The sequence below is a fragment of the Persicobacter psychrovividus genome, from assembly GCF_036492425.1.
Lineage (GTDB): Bacteria > Bacteroidota > Bacteroidia > Cytophagales > Cyclobacteriaceae > Persicobacter > Persicobacter psychrovividus.
Window position 1 is genome coordinate 989,751 of record NZ_AP025293.1, and the last position, 20,044, is coordinate 1,009,794.

The 20,044-nt window shown below is 44.3% G+C and carries 14 protein-coding genes; 7 read left to right on the plus strand and 7 right to left on the minus strand.

Annotated features, from left to right (window positions below; translation table 11 throughout):
- Positions 1-4 precede the first annotated feature (4 nt).
- The 5 genes from AABK40_RS17075 to AABK40_RS17095 form a co-directional block, all read right to left on the minus strand.
- Positions 5-457, minus strand: a complete 453-nt coding sequence (locus tag AABK40_RS17075; RefSeq protein WP_338398276.1) for a DinB family protein — start codon at positions 455-457, stop codon at positions 5-7.
- A 135-nt stretch (positions 458-592) separates the two neighbouring features.
- Complete coding sequence (locus AABK40_RS17080; protein ID WP_338398277.1) at positions 593-1,429, minus strand: carboxypeptidase-like regulatory domain-containing protein; 837 nt, start codon at positions 1,427-1,429, stop codon at positions 593-595.
- Positions 1,430-1,651: 222 nt separating this feature from the next.
- Entirely contained in the window at positions 1,652-2,488 is an 837-nt protein-coding gene (locus tag AABK40_RS17085; RefSeq protein ID WP_338398606.1) for a carboxypeptidase-like regulatory domain-containing protein, read from the minus strand.
- A 698-nt stretch (positions 2,489-3,186) separates the two neighbouring features.
- Positions 3,187-3,711: a DUF1648 domain-containing protein gene (locus AABK40_RS17090; RefSeq protein WP_332921408.1), complete on the minus strand. Its 525-nt coding sequence runs from the start codon at positions 3,709-3,711 to the stop codon at positions 3,187-3,189.
- Between the two features lie 194 nt (positions 3,712-3,905).
- Positions 3,906-4,295 carry a hypothetical protein gene (locus AABK40_RS17095; protein ID WP_338398278.1) on the minus strand — a complete coding sequence of 130 codons (390 nt, stop codon included), beginning with the start codon at positions 4,293-4,295 and terminating at the stop codon, positions 3,906-3,908.
- Between the two features lie 667 nt (positions 4,296-4,962).
- On the opposite strand from AABK40_RS17095, the gene AABK40_RS17100 reads away from it, so the two are divergent.
- Positions 4,963-8,109 carry a SusC/RagA family TonB-linked outer membrane protein gene (locus AABK40_RS17100; RefSeq protein ID WP_338398279.1) on the plus strand — a complete coding sequence of 1,049 codons (3,147 nt, stop codon included), beginning with the start codon at positions 4,963-4,965 and terminating at the stop codon, positions 8,107-8,109.
- A 67-nt stretch (positions 8,110-8,176) separates the two neighbouring features.
- Positions 8,177-9,826 carry a SusD/RagB family nutrient-binding outer membrane lipoprotein gene (locus AABK40_RS17105; protein ID WP_332921411.1) on the plus strand — a complete coding sequence of 550 codons (1,650 nt, stop codon included), beginning with the start codon at positions 8,177-8,179 and terminating at the stop codon, positions 9,824-9,826.
- 138 nt (positions 9,827-9,964) lie between these two features.
- Here AABK40_RS17105 and AABK40_RS17110 read toward each other — a convergent pair whose 3' ends face one another.
- Positions 9,965-10,324, minus strand: a complete 360-nt coding sequence (locus tag AABK40_RS17110; RefSeq protein WP_332921412.1) for a SnoaL-like domain-containing protein — start codon at positions 10,322-10,324, stop codon at positions 9,965-9,967.
- A gap of 185 nt (positions 10,325-10,509) precedes the next feature.
- Here AABK40_RS17110 and AABK40_RS17115 point away from each other — a divergent pair, with 185 nt between their 5' ends.
- The 4 genes from AABK40_RS17115 to AABK40_RS17130 all read left to right on the plus strand — a co-directional run bounded on the left by AABK40_RS17115 (position 10,510) and on the right by AABK40_RS17130 (position 17,639).
- Complete coding sequence (locus AABK40_RS17115) at positions 10,510-12,003, plus strand: TIGR00341 family protein (protein ID WP_332921413.1); 1,494 nt, start codon at positions 10,510-10,512, stop codon at positions 12,001-12,003.
- Positions 12,004-12,151: 148 nt separating this feature from the next.
- Entirely contained in the window at positions 12,152-14,497 is a 2,346-nt protein-coding gene (locus tag AABK40_RS17120) for an amylo-alpha-1,6-glucosidase (RefSeq protein ID WP_338398280.1), read from the plus strand.
- Between the two features lie 340 nt (positions 14,498-14,837).
- Entirely contained in the window at positions 14,838-15,269 is a 432-nt protein-coding gene (locus tag AABK40_RS17125; RefSeq protein ID WP_338398281.1) for a hypothetical protein, read from the plus strand.
- A gap of 6 nt (positions 15,270-15,275) precedes the next feature.
- Entirely contained in the window at positions 15,276-17,639 is a 2,364-nt protein-coding gene (locus AABK40_RS17130; RefSeq protein ID WP_338398282.1) for an ATP-binding protein, read from the plus strand.
- A gap of 101 nt (positions 17,640-17,740) precedes the next feature.
- Here AABK40_RS17130 and AABK40_RS17135 read toward each other — a convergent pair whose 3' ends face one another.
- Complete coding sequence (locus AABK40_RS17135) at positions 17,741-18,448, minus strand: thioredoxin domain-containing protein (protein WP_338398283.1); 708 nt, start codon at positions 18,446-18,448, stop codon at positions 17,741-17,743.
- 205 nt (positions 18,449-18,653) lie between these two features.
- On the opposite strand from AABK40_RS17135, the gene AABK40_RS17140 reads away from it, so the two are divergent.
- Positions 18,654-19,967, plus strand: a complete 1,314-nt coding sequence (locus tag AABK40_RS17140; RefSeq protein ID WP_338398284.1) for an LA_2272 family surface repeat-containing protein — start codon at positions 18,654-18,656, stop codon at positions 19,965-19,967.
- The last annotated feature ends 77 nt before the right edge of the window (positions 19,968-20,044 follow it).

Genomic DNA, 20,044 nt, shown 5'->3' on the forward strand with positions numbered 1-20,044 from the left:
TCGGCTATGCGGACTGTTGTGCTCTTTTGTAGAAAATATAATCGGTCGGTAAAGGTTGTACGTTCTGCTGCCGTAACATAAAAGCAATTTGCCCCCGATGGTGCGTGTGGTGATTGGAAATATGAAACAGGATTTCACGGAGGGAATGATGAAAGAGGTCTCCAGTGGAGTTATCATAAATAATGGTTTGCTCTAAATTTCGCTGTGCAAGAATTTCCTGTGTCTCCCGGTGATTTTGTTCATTGAGGGCAAAGCAGGCATCGATATCAAGTAACTGATGAAGGGGTGTTGCTGCCTGATGAAGTATGCGGGCGTTCCATATTTGGTGGGCATTCAGTAAATGACAATACAGCTGCATTTCCTGTCCTTGCAGAAGATTGTTCTCCTTTAACTGCTGACCAATCATTTCATTAAACTGCAAATGGTATTGGAATATATCTTCAAAGAGTGCTTTCATAAAATCAGGTAATGTTTGATTATGAAAACGATCCTTTTGCCGCTAAAGACCAGTAGATAGGGTCAATTCATGGTTTATTTTGACTGAATAAGAATAAAGTACCATAAAATCTCATTTCGACGGATTAATCATCGATCAGCCCTGTTTTGGTGCTTTATGGGCGGCATGTGTGTTTTCCTGCATTTTCAGGCGGTTCAGAAATTGTCCGTAATGATCCATTAAAGCAATGGTAATTTCTGCATCCGTGTTATTCATTACAAAGGTTAGCGGCAGGTGATAAAATTCCAAAAAAGCGTTCGCCTGCGTGCTGTCAATGTCAAATAGCTTTTGTATGGCTTGAGCACTTGCAAATTGATCATACCGGCTTTGCTTCTTTTTTTTAACCGCCTCCTGATAGAGCACATGCTGCATTTTCCGCTTTTCTTTGGCCTCTTTACTGAAAGCATTTTGGATGGTCGATAATGGATTCGATATCATCCCGAGGGCGTAGTCCGCAACATTGGGGTCTTTTGGCGCCTGAAGTCCAGGCTTTTTCTTGGGCTTTTTTTGCATGCCAATACCTGGAATGTAGTAGGGATCATTCGCCTTGGCACGATAAACCCGAGGCTGATTGCCATTGGAATAGACATTGACATTCTCGAGCATTAAAGAGTCTTCGGCCATACGCACCTGCAAAATACCCGACGATATCATCTGGTCTGAAATGGTAATCGGTGTTTTTTTGTAGCCGACTGCACTGAAGATCAGGGTGTCTTGCGCACTGACCTTGATATTAAATCGCCCTTCAGTATCCGAGGCACCCCCCAGATTTTTGTTTTTGATAATGATGCTGACAAATGGGATCGGCTGATGGTCTTTTTGCGTGAAAATTTTCCCGTGCAATACAGGATTGTCCTGACAGAAAGCTGGGAGTTGGCCAAAGAATAACAGCAAGACGCAAAGCAAAAAGACGATCGGATTTTTATATGTCATAACAAGGAGTATCGGCGCAATATTAGGTTTAATTTAATATCAATCATAACCACAAGGCTCAGATTAACAAAATTTAACCTTTGTAAATGAGAGAGTTGCAAAATGTGTACCGATATTGATAATAATGATAATAATCCAGTGCGCTTTGTAGAGACATTGCATGCAACGTCCGTACCGTGAGGTACAAAAAGTTTCCGAAGGTCTTGTTTAAACGACAATAATCTAATTTTCTTCGGGAATTTCCCTGGGTTCGCTCTTTAAATATTCAAGATATTCCCCATAATGCTCCATCAGGTCAATCGTAACCTCAACCTGTCCATGATTCAAAATGATGCTATCCGAAGGGGAGTAATATTCAAGAAATCGCTTTGCTTTTAGGGTATCAATATCAAAAATATTACTTACCGTAAGTATGCCTGCAAATTTTTCACGGCGCTCCTGTTTCTTTTTTGCGATCGCTTCATCATATAATATATGGCGCATTTTCAATTCCTCCTTTTCTTTTTTGCTGATGATACTGTGTAAGGTAGATATTGGGTTGAAAACCATGCCTAAGGCATAATTTGCAATGGTCGGATCTTTAGGTTTTTGGAGCTCAGGCTTCTTTGGGGGCTTTCTTTCCATGCCAATGCCGGGAATATAGTACGGTTCATTGATCTTCCGGAAAACGCATGGCTGATTGCCATTGGAATAGACATCGACATTTTCAAGCACCAAAGAATCTTCCTGCATATTGACTTCCAGTACGCCTAATTGTATCATCTTTTCTGTGATGGTAAAGGATGTTTTCTTATAACCGACCGCACTAAAAATCAGGGTGTCCTGTATGCCTACTTTGATAATAAACCGACCTTCAATGTCGGAAGCTCCACCTACATTTTTATTCTGAACAATGATATTTACAAAAGGTATTGGTTGGTGGTCTTTCTGGGAAAAAAAATTTCTCCATGAATGACATGATGCTCTTGGCCGAGCACGGGTAGTTGATGAAATAGCAAGGCAAGGCTGGTGGACAGAAATAGGTTTGAAATATTCTTTATCATAAAATAATGTAAATATTAATTCATTTTACATCATAATTGTAAGATAAAGTTTAACATAAATTAACTGATGAAAGTAAAGGATTTATGATTATTTAAGTGGGAGAAATCAACATCAAAATCAACATCAAAATCAACATATAGGAGCTGCTGGATAATTTGAATTGTAATTTGCATCACCAAATAATATTCGGTTTTGGTAGGGTCAGCCCCAATGTCATTAAGTTAAGCGCCTTACCCCGTAGAGACGTTATTTTTAACGTCTAACACAACGCTGATTTCTCTTGGATTAATTCAAATGGTTACGTGAGACATAATGAATTATGCCTTTACATGCATTTCAAATTTACACATGAGTCAGCCCAAAATCCTTAACTTAATGACATTGGGGTCAGCCCCATGTGTCTGACCTAAATAAATATTGCCTATGGTAATTTTGGGCCTGTTGCACAACCATAATCCGATATTATACCACGAAACTTTATTTGGACACTGAACGGGCTGACCTGTGTGCCTGCCCGAATCATCATAAATTTTGGATGGTTTGGATACACACATAGGTGCATCCGTACAGCTCAGGAAATAATATTTTGTGCTTAATAAAAAAAACCGAGTTATGCGACAGTCCCATAACCAGTAGAGTAAAATTCTGTGAGTAAGTACCCTACTATGATTGTGGAGGAGCCCTCTACCGGGAGGAGCAAAACCACAACTTACCTAATCCTTCTGCTGTCTACCCTGATAAACATAATACCCAATCAAAACCGTCAGCGCCAACATCAGTCCAAAGAAAATATAATTATTAAAGCCCTGGCGGTTGCCTCGGGCAATTTCCACTTCCCAATAAACCATCACCGAAAACAGCAGTAACAAAAGGGCGTTCAGGTGGCGCAGCATTTTGGTAGACATACGGTACTGTCGGCGGGCATTGCGTTTGGTGATTTTTACGGGGTAATTGAACAGGTGCGGGAACTTGTTGAGGAAATACAGCGAAAAGCAGGTGATCCAGGCAATGATAGGAAGTAGAAAGATGTCCACTTTACTGCCATAGCGGTCGGGCAGCCCATCCAGGCCATAATGAATGGGGATTTGTTGTGGCAGTTGGTCATAATACATGACCGGATAGGTCGCTAAAAAAATAAAAGCGCTCAAAATGAAGGTAAGCACGATATAATCAGTCCAGTCCAGGTTGATCGTTATCCGTGGGCGGTAGGCAAATTTGTTAAAGGATGTTGTCGTCATTAGTTGGTATAAGGGGATATGATGATTCAGGGCAGTTTGTAAGCTTCAGCAGGAATGGCTGCCTCATGAGGCAATTTGGGCTGAGCAGATCAGTATTATCGACAAAAAAAGACCTGTAGCATCTTGAGTCGGCGAGTATCCCAAATCGTTATGGAGTAGTATGTTTATGAGGCAGGGAGGTTGATATGTATTGCCTATTCCACAAAAAGTGGCACTGTATTACCTTCGTCCATGGCTTCAATTTTTCGGATAAATTTTCGCTTACCCATTTCCTGAACAATATATATTTTGGTGCCGACGGTCCAGTTTTCATCACGTTCCTCAAAGCCCTCCATAGGGAAACCATAGCTAAACTTGCCACCATCAGGCTTCGGCCCTTTCACAAAGAATTGTCGTCGTTCTTTGCTGTTATTCTTAATCTTGAATTTGATATATTTTGGTTCCTGTTGCTTCGGGCTGTCGGAAAGCAGACTGTACTGATTTGCCATGGGGGAATTCCCAGGAATATCCTGTTCCAAGTTGGTGATAGGAATGTGCAAAACTGTGCAACATAAAAAAGCTATTTTTAAGAAGGTACCGACCATAAATACTTGTTTTAAATCAATCGACTTACATTTAACAACTGTAACAGTAAGGTTGGTCACAATGTTATTGGGGGACGGTCGGATGAGAGGTTTGAATGCTATAATGAAAATCTGTTAGTTATAAAAATGACGTATATCGTTTATCGGGTTATAAATAAAACATCCTTTTCTCCTAAAAATGATGGCTTTGGATAACAGATAAAATATTTTTAAAAAATATCAGCTTAGAATAATACAATAGTGGTAAAGGCGACTATCAATACGAAATTCATTTTTATAACAATGCGTTTTATCCGTGTTGGATATTTAACATTAAGATTTCACACAAATAATGATTAAAACGAGGGGCCAATTATGAATTTGTCATTTTTGGTACCTCAATATTTTAAAAATGGTGTTAATGACGATCATTTTATCGATTTTTATCACTCAAATGAGTAAGGTTTTCAGATCTTTTGCCACGGAAATTTAAAACACGCTTTCGTCCTTGAATTGTTTAACGATGTGATTTTGGGATACTTGATGGAAACTCCATCGTGTTTTTATATCAATAAAATTTCCCTCAACTTTGTCCCATACCTATTACATATGTCTTCTGTAAAATGTTTGCGAGAGCAGCTTGGTGCCTTTCTTCAAAAGAGCAACAAATAATCAAACATTTTATTACATGAAGAAATCCATACTACTAACTTTAACCCTATTAATTTGCGGACTGAGTGCATGGGCACAGCAGACCGTTTCTGGGGTGGTCACTGAAGCAGAGTCCGGGGAGAGCATCCCGGGTGTGAACGTCATTATTAAAGGTGGCGAAGGTGGAACGATTACTGATTTCGACGGGGCGTATTCACTAACCGTTGAAGAAGGTTCTACGCTTATTTTTTCCTTTATCGGACTTGCTCCACAAGAAATTCAGGTAGGCAGCCAAACACAGATCGATGTAGCCCTTGGGCAGGACGTCAAGCAACTGACAGAAGTTGTGGTTACTGCACTGGGTATTTCAAGAGATAAAGCATCCTTGGGTTACTCTGTTCAGGAAGTAGGCGGATCGGACCTTGCGGTAGCACAAACGCCGAATGCCATGAGTGCATTGTCGGGTAAAGTAGCTGGTGTGCAGGTTTCTGGTGGTTCATCAATGGGAGGTTCATCTCGCGTATTGATCCGTGGAGCAGCATCTATCTCAGGAAATAACCAACCACTTTATATTGTTGATGGCGTGCCATTGGATAACTCCGATTTTAACGATTCTAACACTGCCCGTGGTGCTGGTGGATACGATTACGGTAATATGGCGCAGGATATCAACCCAGATGATATCGAGAGCATGTCGGTACTGAAAGGGCCTTCTGCTGCAGCACTATATGGTGCCCGTGCAGCCAACGGGGTAATTTTGATTACCACCAAAAAAGGAAGCACGAAACAAAAAGGGATTGGTGTGGATTTCAAAACATCGGTTACTTTTGAAAAAGTAAACTGGATTGCTAAAATGCAAAACCAGTATGGTGGTGGTTCTTCTTCAGAATTCGACACCGTAAGAGAGCACGATGGCTATAAGTTTGTTCCTTATTATACTGATGAATCCTGGGGACCAAAATTCAACGGTCAGCAGGTAGTACACTGGGATGGTATCCGTGGCGACGGAACTTTTGAAACCCGTGAGTGGAGAGCAACACCAAACGATATTCAGTCGATGTTTGACACTGGCGTGCAGTTGCAAAACTCTATTGCCCTGAGTGGTGGAAACGAGCAAGGGTCTTTCCGTCTTGCTTATACCAACTTGACTTCTACAGGTTATATGCCGAATTCAGAAATGGACCGTAACACGTTCAACTTCTCTGGAGATTACAAATTTACAGACAAACTGAAGGCCAATGCGTCGATGAACTACATTCGTACTACCGCTTTGGGTCGTCCGATGACGGGTTACGATAACGGCAACATCGTTCAGTCTTCTATGCAATGGTCACAGCGCCAGCTGGATTACAACCGATTGAGAGATTACAAAAATCCTGATGGTTCGCAACGTGCATGGAACCGTACTTCTTACGCCGATGGAACACCAGCTTATACTGACAACCCTTACTGGACGCGTCACGAAAACTATCAGAATGATGAGCGTGACCGTTATTACGGAACAATGGGCTTGACTTACGAATTGGCCGAAGGATTGAACATTTCCGGTAAAGCATTCTATGATGCCTACACCTTCCGTGTTTATGAGCGTGTAGCAGTAGGATCTCAGGCGCAGTCATCTTTTGGTGAGGATTTCCATACCAACAGAGAGGTTAACCTTGAGGCGATGATCTCTTATACCAAGCAGTTTGGTGAGGATTGGAACCTGAGCACTTTTGCTGGTGTTAACCGCCGTGACAACTATTACAGAATGAACTCAGCCTCTACCGTAGGTGGCCTGCTGATCCCTAACTTATACAATGTAACCAATGGCCGTGGCATGCTTTCTTTTGCCCGTGAGCAACAAAAGCGTGTGAACTCGGTATTTGGTTCGGCTTCGATTGGCTGGAAAAACATGGTATATGTTGATGCAACACTGAGAAATGACTGGTCATCAACTTTGCCGTCTGCCCATAACTCTTTCCTTTATCCATCGATCACGACCTCTTTTGTATTCTCGGAATTGGAAGCGATTCAGAATTTGTCCTGGTTGGATTTCGGTAAAGTGCGCTTCGGTTGGGCACAGGTAGGTAACGATACAGACCCTTACCGCCTAATGACCACCTACGCCAATGTGGATGATACTGGTGCAGATTACATGATGCCAACCACTCGTCCAAATGCAGATTTGAAACCAGAAACAACACGCTCGTGGGAAGTGGGTCTGGAGATGTCGATGTTCGATAATCGCGTAACACTTGATGCGACTTACTATACCATGTCAACTTTCGATCAGATCCTTGCCGTGCCAGTTTCCGCTTCAACAGGTTATACTTTCGATCTGCTGAATGCAGGTACGATGCGTAACTACGGGGTAGAATTGGCCTTGGGTGTGGATGTTATCCGCAAGGAAGATTTCAACTGGCATACTGATTTTAACTTCTCAAGAAACCGAAATCAGGTAGTGGAACTGGCTGACGGTATTGACAACTACCGTTTGGCATCAGCGCCATTCAACGCCACAGTAAATGCCTTCCCAGGTTCTACTTATGGTGCAATTATGGGAACGGATTATGTTTATGATGGCAACGGTAACCGCGTGTTGGTAGAAAACAGTGAAGGCGAAATGGTTTACGCTGCAACGGAAACACCAGAGGTACTGGGGTCTATTCTTCCAGATTTTAACCTCGGTATCCGTAACTCGTTCCGCTATAAGAATTTTGATGCTTCGGTATTGATCGACATGCAAAAAGGTGGAAGTTATTTCTCAACCTCTTATATGTTCGGTATGTACTCAGGAATGTATGAAGAAACTGCCGCTAACGGGATTCGTGAAACAGGCATGATTCTACCTGGCGTTTACCAGAACGAAAGTGGGGAGTATGTTCAGAACGATCGCCCAACAAGTGCTTACACTTGGGGTAAATCTCACTTCGCAGGACCACAGGCGCAGAATGTTTTCGATGCGACTTATATCAAGCTGAGAGAGATCAGCATCGGTTATACTTTCCCGAACAGCATTATCGGCCCATTCCAGGCCATCAGAGTGGGTGCTTATGGCCGTAACCTGGCCATCTGGGGATTGGATAATCCTCACTTCGACCCAGAAACTGCCGTAACCTCATCGGGTAACGTTCAGGGGATCGAGGGTGGCGCCTTGCCACCAACAGCTACTTTCGGATTCGATGTGTCTGTGAAGTTTTAAGCAACAGGTGAGGGAGTAACCACTGCCTCACCACCCTTATCTTTTTTTGAACAAAGACTTTATCAAAATGAAATTATTGAAAAACATAGCTTGTGGCATTGGACTGGCAGCATTAACGCTGGCAGGGTGTACACAGGATTTCGACAAAATTAACGTCAACCCAAACGAGCCGGAATTGGTGCCTACTTATTCCCTCTTTTACCATGGTACCCGCCAGCTGATGAACGATACCCGTGATGAGTGGTTCGGGGCAAGAATCGGGAATATCTGGATGCAGTATTACGGTACGCGTAACTACCAGGATGAGGACCGTTATGTATATCGTGAAAGTGTGACCAACGACGTTTGGAAATCGATCTACCTTTCGCTGAACAACCTGAACCAGATCATTAAAATTGCCGAGCACCCAGATTATTCTTATGATTATGCGGAAGTGTACGGCAATGCCAACAACCAGGTGCAGGCTGCCCGTGTGATGAAGGCCTTTACTTTTCAGCTGACAGCAGATACTTTCGGTGCAGTTCCTTACGAATCGTACAGTGGCGAAAGCGAAAACTTTCAGGCACTCGGAGGCTCCATGTTCCCAAAATATGCACCTTCTGTAGAGATATATGCGGATATGCTGGAAGATCTTAAAGCCGCTGCCGGGGAGATTGATGAGTCGAAGCCTGTATTTTCTGATTATGATCTGATTTACAGTGGGAATGCAACCTACTGGAAAAAATTGGCCAACTCTTTACGTTTGCGTATTGCTGTTCGTGTGAAAAATGTGCCTGAATTGGCAGATGTAGCCATGGCGCATATCAACGAACTGAAAAGTAATCCTGCGGAGTTGATTGCCGCAACAAACGAAGGGGCTTTCTATCATTTTGAAGCCAACGACATTAAAGGGGCACCAATGTACAAGTCGTACTTTGTGAATAACCGTGTCGATTTCATGTTGTCGAAACACTTTGTAGACGTACTGAAAGGGGAATTATCGAAGCCTGACGGCGCCTCTTACAATAACCCATTCGAAGGCATCGTTGATCCTCGTTTGTATGCCTATGCAACACCAGGAAATTATGAAGAGCGTAACATGTTGCTTTCTGATGCTTTGGCGCAGATTAAGGCCAAAGAAGTGGAGCCAGGCGAATTGCAAGATTATATCGGTATTCCTGTAGGGGTAAGTGATAATTTGGCGCAGCAGGTAGGGCAGTATGCTTCATTGCCAGGCCAAAACAGCTTGCAGGTGGATTACCTTGAGCCTTTGATGACTTATGCTGAAGTTGCTTTCTTGCTTTCAGAAGTTAATAATTTTGATGCAGACTATTACGAAAAGGGTATCCGTTCTTCTATGGAACAATGGGGTGTTCCTGCGGATATGGCCAACGATTACATCAACGCTTTGCCGACAACGGTAGACCTTGAGGCGGTCATTACTCAGAAATATTTATCCTTATTTACGCAAAGTCACGAAGCATGGGCAGAGTACAGACGTACAGGCTTCCCTCGTACATTGTACTTGCCAGGAGAGATTTCTTATATCGAAGTGGCAGAGGATGGCTCAACAATTGAACACCCATTTGCGCCACGTTTGGCAGGTCAGGATGTTGTTCCTACCCGTATGAGATACCCATTGGATGAGTTTGACCTGAACGGCGCAAACTACACACAAGCCATTGAAGACCTTGGAGCAAACAACATGTTGGTGCCATTGATCTGGGCGAAGAAATAATCAATAACCCAACCACTATACATCACAAAAAGAAGCACCCAACCAGTGCTTCTTTTTTTTGTTCCTAATTTTAGGGCCATTCCTCCGCGGACCTTCGGCCATAGGGTCATGGAAATTCAGGCACTTTTACCCATTGGCTTAGCTATTATAGTAGAAACGTTCCTGAATAATTTGGCCGTCCTGCCATTTTTGTACCGCCACTTCTGCCATTTTCAGGCGTTCGCCCTGCTGATTGGTCAAATCCGTCCAGCTTTCCACCATCGTGATGTTCTGCTGCTCATCCGCCGTAATGGCATCGACGCCCCCGTCATGCATTTCCTTGACAAAGTTGTTTTGCCAGTCCTCAAGGGCCTTGCGCTGGGCATCTTTTCCCTGACGGACTTCCCCCGTGGCTTCAATAATTTTACAGTCCTGATGGTAGTGCTTCTCAAAGGCATCCATCATTTTGCCTTGCGCCATCATATCGTAAAGCTCTTTGGCTTTTGCTAAATTACTCATCTGCTTGATCTTTGATTACAGCAGATGAACCACAACGGAGGCTTAAATGTTAAGCTGATTTTTTACGGTTATTATTGTGAAAATTATAGGTGGAATAAATCGACAATTACAATATTTCATATATATTGAGCCCCACAGGAATACCCGCTGCTGATGGTCAGCCGCAGGGATATTTTTTTTTATTTATGCCTCAAAGAAATCAACGATTCATCAAGCTGTTTTTACTGGGCTTGCGTGAATTCTTCGCCTATAACCGATTGGTTTTTCACCGCATCATGAACCTGGCGGCGGATACCGACTATATTGGAACCATCAAAGGAATCAAGGATGGGGTGGTGCTCGAGGGCTCCAACCTCTGGATTCTGATCTGTTCCACCATCATTGCCTGTATTGGTCTGGACACCAACTCCCCGGCAGTAATTATTGGTGCCATGCTCATTTCCCCACTGATGTCGCCCATTCTCGGGATCGGCCTGTCGATGGGGATTAATGACCGGGAGTACCTGATAAAATCTGGGCGTAACTTTATGGTGGCCATTGGCCTGAGCCTGTTGGTGGCCGTAATTTATTTCAAGGTTTCGCCTTTTGGGGAACTCACCGACGAGATGAAAGCCCGCACCGCCCCGACCATCCTCGATGCTTTTGTGGCCTTCTTTGGTGGGCTCGCGGGCATTATTGCGGGTTCCCGCACCGACAAGACCAATGCCATTCCGGGCGTGGCTATTGCTACGGCCTTAATGCCGCCATTGTGTACCGCGGGGTATGGGATTGCCACCCTGCAGTTCAATGTGTTTGGTGGGGCATTTTACCTGTTTTTTATCAATGCGGTACTGATCAGCCTATCGACCTACGCCATTGTGCGGATGCTTCATTTTCCTCATGTTGAAACCCCCGACGAAGAAAAGTCCGTGCGGTCCAAACGCTGGGGGATTGTCATTTTGGTATTGTTGCTGATCCCCAGTATTGTGTATCTTTTTGCCTCAGTAAAAAGAATTACGGAACGTAAACTGATTGAGAACTTTATTTCCAGCTACATTCATGGCGACCTCAATAAAGGGGTGCAGTGGTCCGAAAAGCGGGACACCCTCAATGTCCTTAACCTGAAGGTCTATTACTTTGGAACCTATATTACAGAGGATTCTGTTCGGCAGCTTGAAAGTAACCTGATTGAGGAATATGATGAATCGATTGTATTGGCCATGACGGCACCAAAAAAAGCGGTGCTCGAACTTATTCCGACAGATTCGCCCCCCGATCAGGAACAGGCGCAAATGAAACAGCAGTTGGTGATTTTTAATTCAAAAATGACCATCCTGCAACAGCGCTTTGATGCAGAATTAAAAAAGAGTAACCTCGCTTTGGTTAATCAGCTCAGCGCTAACGATAGCCTGCAGAAAAGTCTGGTGTTTTTACAGAATGACAGCATCCCGTTCCATGAAATTTCCAAAACGGCCAAAGTCATCTTTCCCGAGCTGAAAAGCCTCTCCGTAGGAAAAATCAGCACTTCGGATTTTAGTGAAAAACAGCCAAAACAAACCGTATTGGCTACTTTCAGGTGGGATTATAATCAGCCGCAGTATATAAAAGAAAGGAAAAGAAATCGAAAAAGGCTACAGCGATTTCTCGAAGCCAAGACCAAAGTAAAGGTGCGTATGGTGGAAGATCAATCGGTAGATTAACATTTTCAGGGACGTTATGCTATATTTATTGTTAAGCTATTGAAAATTATTAGTTTAGCGGGTAATCGTGAGTGCACGTTTTTTAGTGAAGACAGGATTTACGATCTTTATACCTGCGAAATCAGCACCTACTATTAAGATATAATAAATGACGCCAAATATACGAAATGGAATCAGCCATGCGCTGCTGTTCATTTTAGTCCTGCTTTGTTCCTGCGAGCAAACCGAAACCAAAAAGCACCCGCGGGTGAGTCCTACACCTAAAGGGATCTCCACTTTTCTGTTGGATAAACTGACCGTTGATATTCCTTATTCCGAGAGTCGGCCGTTCTTCTTTACCAATAAATCCGGTGATTTTTTCTTTGGGCAGACCCAGAAAATCGACCAAAAAAATTATTCCCTTTATGCGGGATGGCATGTCGGCAAACAGATCGTATTGCGCGATTATCAGCTGTATGCTGATGGCCGTAGCCTGGTGAAGGTGAAGCGACAAACGGAATTGCGTCCGCACGAATTGGTAAGGATGCACCATGCGGGCAAGGAGGTTTTCCACCTTTTTGATCAGCATTCCGTTTTAGCGATCGATTTTACCCCAAAATCAACGGTGGTAAAAAATACTCTCGGAATTTCCGTGCTTGGGCAAAGGCACGGCGAGCTGATCTTTGATCAGCAGCATAACGCCATCGTTTATCAGACCATCACTGAAAATGGTTTTGTGGCGGTAGGCGAGCGAAAAAATCAGCCCGCTAAATTTGTTGGTGGCCGGCTGGAAGTACCTAAAGGGAAGGTGGAGTTTCTTATTGCCTATGGAAAAAACAAGCAAGAGGCATTGACCCTCTTGGACAAGGCAAGGAAAAATGCCAAAACATGGAAAAATGAACGAGAAAACCGTTTGCTGAATTTCCTGAGAACAAATGCCATGCACTCCTCCAGTCCGACTTTCAATGCGGATATGCAATGGATTCACCTGAATATGGATGCCATGCTGATTAACCACGGGAAGCAGGCGAGCCTGATGACCGGTATTCCGTATGCGAACAGGAATTTGAGTGAGGATTGTTTCTCCAGCTTTACAGGGGCAATTCTCGTTACGGGTGAATTTGAGGTCGCCAAGCAAATATTAATCAACTTCAGTAACTATCAAGACCGAGACCCTGCATCCAAAACTTATGGGGCAATCCCTAATGAGGTGATCGATGGGCGTCCCGTTTACAGTGCACCTGCCGCAAGCCTGAAATTCATCAGTGCTTTATGGCATTACCTGAAGTATTCTGGCGACATGAGCCTGCTCGATCAGCTTTACCCTCATGTAAAACTGATTTTGGATGGCCTTGAGCATCAGGGTAAAATTGACGCAAAAGGGTATTTGCTTCATCAGGACAACCAAACCTGGATGAGTGGCCTTGATATTGAAGGGAAGTTCATTTTTGTACCGCGCGGCAACAGGGCGGTGGAAGTGGAGGCTTCCTGGTACGATGCCTTGTGCTTCAGTGCAGAAATGGCCTCTTTAACAGCACATACAGATGATCAAGGGAAATGGCATAACCTGAGTGAAAAGATGGTTTATCACTTCCGAAAGGATTTCACGGGGCTGCCAAGTCAGGGCTTAGCCGATCATGTTGATATTAATGGCAGCAGGGATTTCACCTTCCGCTGTAATCAGCTTATGGGCTTGCATTTGTTGAAGGACGGCTATAAAGCCAACGAAATTCTGGAGCATATCTGGTCTAAACTGGTCTATCCTTTTGGGGTTTCGACGATTGCCAAATCGGAAAAAGATTTTGTGGCCGATTATCCTGTGAAGTCCATCCGACAGGGACGTGTACTGGCAGATTTCAACGGACAAACCTGGCCTCGTGTAACGGGGGTAGCCATGAAACAAATGCTTGAAGTGGGCCAACTCGGCAGGGCTTTCCGATTGTTTGAAAATATCAACCGATTGGCAATGGACCGCACCGTAATCGGTGGTGTGGGCGAGATGGCGGAAACCAATACGGTAGGTGAACGTGCTTTGCCAACCATGCATGGCGCCCTGATTCAGTCTAATGCCAATGCGGAACAACTGAGAATCTGGAGTGAGTATTTCCTTGGTGTACTTCCGGAGCTTCAGGAAAAACGCGTGATTCTTGCGCCACGTATTCCATTGAAATTTGACTATATCGATACGCAGTTTAGGCTGGGCAAAAAGTTGTGCCTGTTTTCTTACCGAAGAAATGAGAATGAACAGGAATATACTTATGACTTGAAAGGCTTTAAGGGCAAAATCACTTTCAATGACCTCAGGTATCCTGATCAGACCATTAATATCAATGGTGATGAGCAATCACTGATCATCGTGACCAACAATGAGGAAATGCGGGTGGCTTTGCAGAAAGGGGACGATGATCCTGTAAATATTACCAGCGTGAGTTATAGTGCAGAAAATATGAAGGCGAAAAAACTGGCGGAGGCCAGTCAGATTTTTGCGGAAACAGATTTTGTGACAGAACAATAATAAAGTGGCTGATCATCAGTAGTTTTGAGAAGGTCAGCACATAAGTTCATTTGCCCAGCTTTTCAGTGTGTTCATTGATTGCTCGGTGCGAAAAAATTCATGAAGGGGGATGCCAGCAGGTGTTCCCCTTTTTTGTGGGGTTAAAAATGGGTGTTCCGTGGCGGAATATTACATTGGTAAATGTTTTCTGATGGCGTGACATAAGGGGGAAGGCCGATGCGGAAGGATTTTGATGTAATATTTTTCAATAATAGGTGAATTTCCTTACGTGTTGAACAGGACGCTCTGCGGACTAAGAAGTGGTAGTTTCGTTATAAAGCCAAATAATAATGACTGACTTATGAAAAAGAAACTTACGCTTTCCACTTTTTTTGTTGCCAGCATTGGGGCAATGTTTTTATTTTTAATCCCTGCCACGCCAGAAATTACCATTTGCAAAGCTGAAGTGGGCTTGAGTGGTGGTGCGCTTAATGGGATTTTGGGCAGCCTTGAATTACCCTTTCTTTTGATTGCCGTAGTGTTCAGTTTTTTAACAGCCAACCGCTTGAAAGGCGGAAAATTTGGCACCGGGATGCAGTTTATGGCCTGGGGCTTTTTGGTCATGGCTGTGGGGCATTTGCATATGCAGATCGATCATTTCTATGGCTTCAACCTGTTCAATACCTTACTTGGTGAAGTCGCAGGGAGTATTGCCTGGTTTGTGGCACTGATCATCACCTGGGGCCTTTCTTCTACGGGCTTTTATAAAATTTATCATGCAAGTAAAATGTAATTTGCTATGGCGTGGAATTGGCGTAGTCGTTTTGATAATATCTTTAGGTTAAGGCGTGCGGGGACTTCCGATACGCCAGGGCTGGAATGTCGTGTGGTGGGTTACCTTCAGCAGAAAATGGAAGCGCAGGCTTTGCAGCTTCCCCTTTTTGCGAGTAAAGTAAAAGTTTATGCCAAGCAATCGGCGGAAGAGCGTGCCCAGAGCGTTGTCAGCCTGTTTTTGTTGTATGAACAAAGTTTATTGAGCAACGGGCATTCGGTAACACATACCCGCCGCGATCTGCTCGAACATTTTCCTGAACTTGAGTATCATCCTTATTTTTCGTTGGTATTTTTCCCTTTCGATCAGCAGAAAATCGCCATTGCCACCCTTTTTATGGCCGAGGTGCTTCGGCGGTCCGAAGAGGCTTTTGGCGCACTGAATGAGGGCTGGAAAAAGGCTTTTGAACATCAGCTTGCTTTGGTGAATTTCAGCACGACCGACGACCTTTCCATCAGTAATTACTCCAAATCATTGTTTGCCCAGCTGGAAAGCCGCTTTGGCAGGGCGGTTACTAAGGGCTTGTTTCAGGAGGAATTTTACAAGCTGCGGAAGATCTATCAGTTTCTGCCTTCTTTTTCGTATTTGCTTTCTTTTTTACCTGTAAATGTGCTCGACGAAAATCAGGTGTTGCAGTACAATAAAGCACAAATGGAAGAAGTGCTGCTGGCAGAATTGAACAGGCAGCAAGAGTTGATTCATGCACTGAATGAAAAAACAGCGGAGAATAAAAAGATCAAGGCTTCCAACCTTGCACAGCAAGAGCAGCTTTTCAGGGTTTTGGAATGTAACCCTGAGGGGGTGGTCATTATTGATGAGCAGGGAATGGTGGTTTATTCCACCGCCCGCTTCGAAGCCCTTTTTGGTTGGAAACGAGCCGAAATTCATGGGGTAAGTTATCAGCAAAGTTTTTCAAAGGATGCGCCTACCTCGGCCTACATTGGTCAGTATTGTGAGCAAAATAATATGGAGGACCTTACGCATCAAGAAGGGATTATTTTGAATGCTGCCGGAGAGGAAGTGCGGGTCGCTATTGCCGTTTCTGTGCTTTGTATTGAAGATGCGCGCTGTTACTGCCTGTTTTTTAAAGATATTTCCGAGCGTCTGGCTTATGAGCGAAAATTGAAAGATGCGAAAATTCTTGCGGAGGAGTCCGCTAAAGCCAAAGCGGAATTTTTATCGATTATGTCGCACGAGATCAGGACGCCGCTGAATGCCGTTGTTGGGCTGACCAACATTTTGATTGAAGAGGACCCCAAGGAGGAGCAGGTGGAAAGCCTGCAAACGCTGCGCTTTTCTGCGGAAAACCTGCTGTCGATCATCAATGATATTCTCGATTTCAGTAAAATAGAATCAGGAAAGGTGATTTTTGAATCTATCCCCGTAAATCTTGGCGACCTGTGTCATCAGGTGTTGAAAACCTTTGAAAGCAGGGTGGAGGCCAAAGGGCTGAATTTGGTGCTGAACCTCGAAACGGTGCCTCCATTGATGGTTTTGGCGGACCCGACTCGCATCAATCAGATACTCACCAACCTGATTGGCAACGCCCTCAAGTTTACAGAAGAGGGCGAAATAAAGCTGTCATGCAGTATGAAGAAGGACAAGGGCAACAAGGCGATTGTCAATTTTAGGGTGCAGGATACGGGGATCGGGATTGCGGAAGATAAACAACGATTGATATTTGAGCGTTTTGCTCAGGCGGAAAGTAATACCACGCGGCAGTTTGGCGGAACAGGCTTGGGCTTGTCGATTACCAAATGCCTGATCGATCGGATGGGCGGATTTATTGGCGTGAAAAGCGAGGAGGGCAAAGGCGCTTGCTTTTATTTTGAAATAAAACTGGATCTGGTCAATATTCCCGTTGATGAACAGCAGGAGCGGGAACACAAAGCAGAGGAGGGCGGCCTGCGTGGGGTGACGGTGATTCTTGCAGAGGATAACCCCATTAATGTGATGGTCGCCACCAAGTTTTTGAACAAGTGGGCCGTCGAGACAGTGGTGGCCAAAAGTGGCGTCGAGGTGCTTGAAGCTCTCGAGGATTGTGCCTCACTTGATTTGATTCTTATGGACTTGCAAATGCCCGTGATGGATGGCTTTACCGCTTGCAGGAAATTGCGCGAGGGCACAAGCAAGTTCAAAAACGTACCGGTGATTGCTTTGAGTGCATCAGTGCTGGATGAAACAAAAAAGGAGGCGGAGGATTCAGGGATGAATGACTTTATTACCAAGCCCTTTAAGCCTGATGAACTTTTCCATACCATTAAACGCTATGCCGCCAAAAGTACCCCCAATCAGGATGAGGTTGCGGAAAACCCGATGGACCTGACTTAATGCCACCCTTTCGAGCGGATATAAAAAAAGCATGGAGAACGTTGGCCTGTGCAATATAGGCCATCAGTCACCATGCTTTTTCAGGTTATTACAATCAAAATTTATGCGGCAGCGGCAAAAGCTTCCTTAATGGCTTCAGCGGATAGTGCACCGTTTAGACGATTGATTTCCTGACCATTTTTATAGATAATCAGCACTGGGACCGCCTGCAATTTCAGGTACTGATAAACCGAATTTGCTTGATCAATATCGATATTTCTGAGGGTGATATTCTGATACGCTGGGGCGATTTCGTTCAGCAGTGGCTTATTCTTCTTGCAAGTCGCACACCAGGTAGCGTAAAAGTTGACCGCCTGAATTTTTTCACCTTCCAGTGATTTTTTGAAAGCCGTTACTTCAGCGGGATCGATAGGCTTCATTTTACCTGTGGGTTGCAAAGGGAAACCTGCAGCCTGCCACGCTTTTATCCCTCCGATTACATTATATACTTTTGTAAAACCGGCGGCGGTAAGCTGTTCTGCGGCTTTGCTGCTGCGCCCTCCTGAGTAACAATACACATACAGGGGCGAATCTTTTTTGAAAATGGCAGTGGCTTTTTCAACCACCTCGCCTTGCTTGAAATCAGCAATCTGGGCCGTCTTTATAATTCCATTGGCTGTTTCCTGTGGCGTTCGGACATCAAGCAGTTGTATGGACTGTTGTGTCAGTATTTTTTGTAATTGTTGTACCTCCACTTCCTGTTTGGACTCTTTGGCCGAGCAGGCAACCAACAGGATGGTCGATAAAAAGAGTAATAGGGTTTTGTTCATCGTAAAAAGGGTTTGATATTAAGGAACCACTCGCAATGCAAAAGTGGTCATTTCAGACAAATTTAGCCCGATGCGGGTAGTGGCAGAAAAAAATAGCCATTTTTTTTATTTTCAGGTAGGGGTAAATCAAAAGAATGGCATCCTGATAGTGTAAAAGCAATTTATATTTAGCAACAAGCAATCTCCTTTTAGAATGAATCAATTCATGAAACGAAATTTTACATTAGTCATTTTTATGCTGTTGGCCGTTGGTGCTGTTCGCGCACAGGATTTTTCTGGTCAGGAAACAGGCAGTGAAACTTTAAAAACCTATCCTGTTCAGTTTACGCTCGTGACACCATTGTCCACTGACCAGATCATTAACCTGGACCCAGAGCAAACCATTCATCAGTTTTCGATCAATTTACTGCTCGGGAAAAATGGCGGGCTTTCGGGGGCTTCGTTTTCTGGTATTGGAAGTTACCTGTACAACGATATGCGCGGCCTGCAAATGAGTGGGCTCGGCAGTATCACTCAGGGGGCTGCAGAAGGCGTGCAAATGGCAGGAATTGCCAATTTAGGGCAAAGTTTACGTGGCCTGCAGATGGCGGGTGTTGCCAATATCGTGGAAGAAAATGTCCTCGGGGCGCAATTTGCAGGGGTGTCAAACATTGCCGATAGTGTACGTGGCGGCCAGTTTTCTGGCGTATTTAATTTGGCCAATGGGCTGCAGGGCGGCCAGTTTGCGGGTGCCGTAAACTTATCGTTGCAGCAGGTTCGGGGGGCGCAATTTGCGGGCGCTGTGAATATCAGCCTGGATACTTTGGCGGGTCTTCAGGTGGCGCCCATCAATATTAGTCAGCGAGGATTGAAGGGACATCAGGTCGGGGTGATTAACATCGCCACCAACGATGTTCAGGGGGTGCAGCTCGGGGTTATCAACAGTGCGCGTCATGTGAAGGGCTCCATGATTGGGGTTATTAATGTGGCGGAATCTATTGATGGTTTTAATATTGGCGTGCTCACTGCCGTCAGACATGGTTATCGGGCGGTAGCATTGGAGGCGAATGAAGTGTTCGATGCTATGGTAACTTACCGAATGGGGTCCGCTAATTTTTACAATATATATGGGATCAGTTACCGCAACTATAACGACTTCAATAATTATTACCGCTATGGCTTGACCTTTGGTTGGGGAACGCAGTTCCATGTCAGCCCCAAGAATCATTTCTTTTTTGAACTGACCGCCACACAGGTGAATGAAAACGAAGCCTGGACGAATTCACTGAACCTGATTTCCAAATTTCATATGGGTATGGAAGTACGCTTGTTTCGATGGGCTGCTTTATCGATGGGGCCTTCATTCAATGTACTGACCTCGAATGTGAAATATGAGGATGGTTTGAAATTGCCATCCATCAGCAGAACCAATATACTGAACAGTCAAACACATGGCGATACCAATATTCAAATGTGGGTAGGTTTTCAGCTTGGCTTACGCTTTGGTCGCTTCCATATTCTGGATCGGGACCGAAATTAATTCGGACCGTTAAGATTGGATCAAATTACATTTTAAAATACCATGAAAGGGAAGTCGAAGGGCTTTCCTTTTTTTTG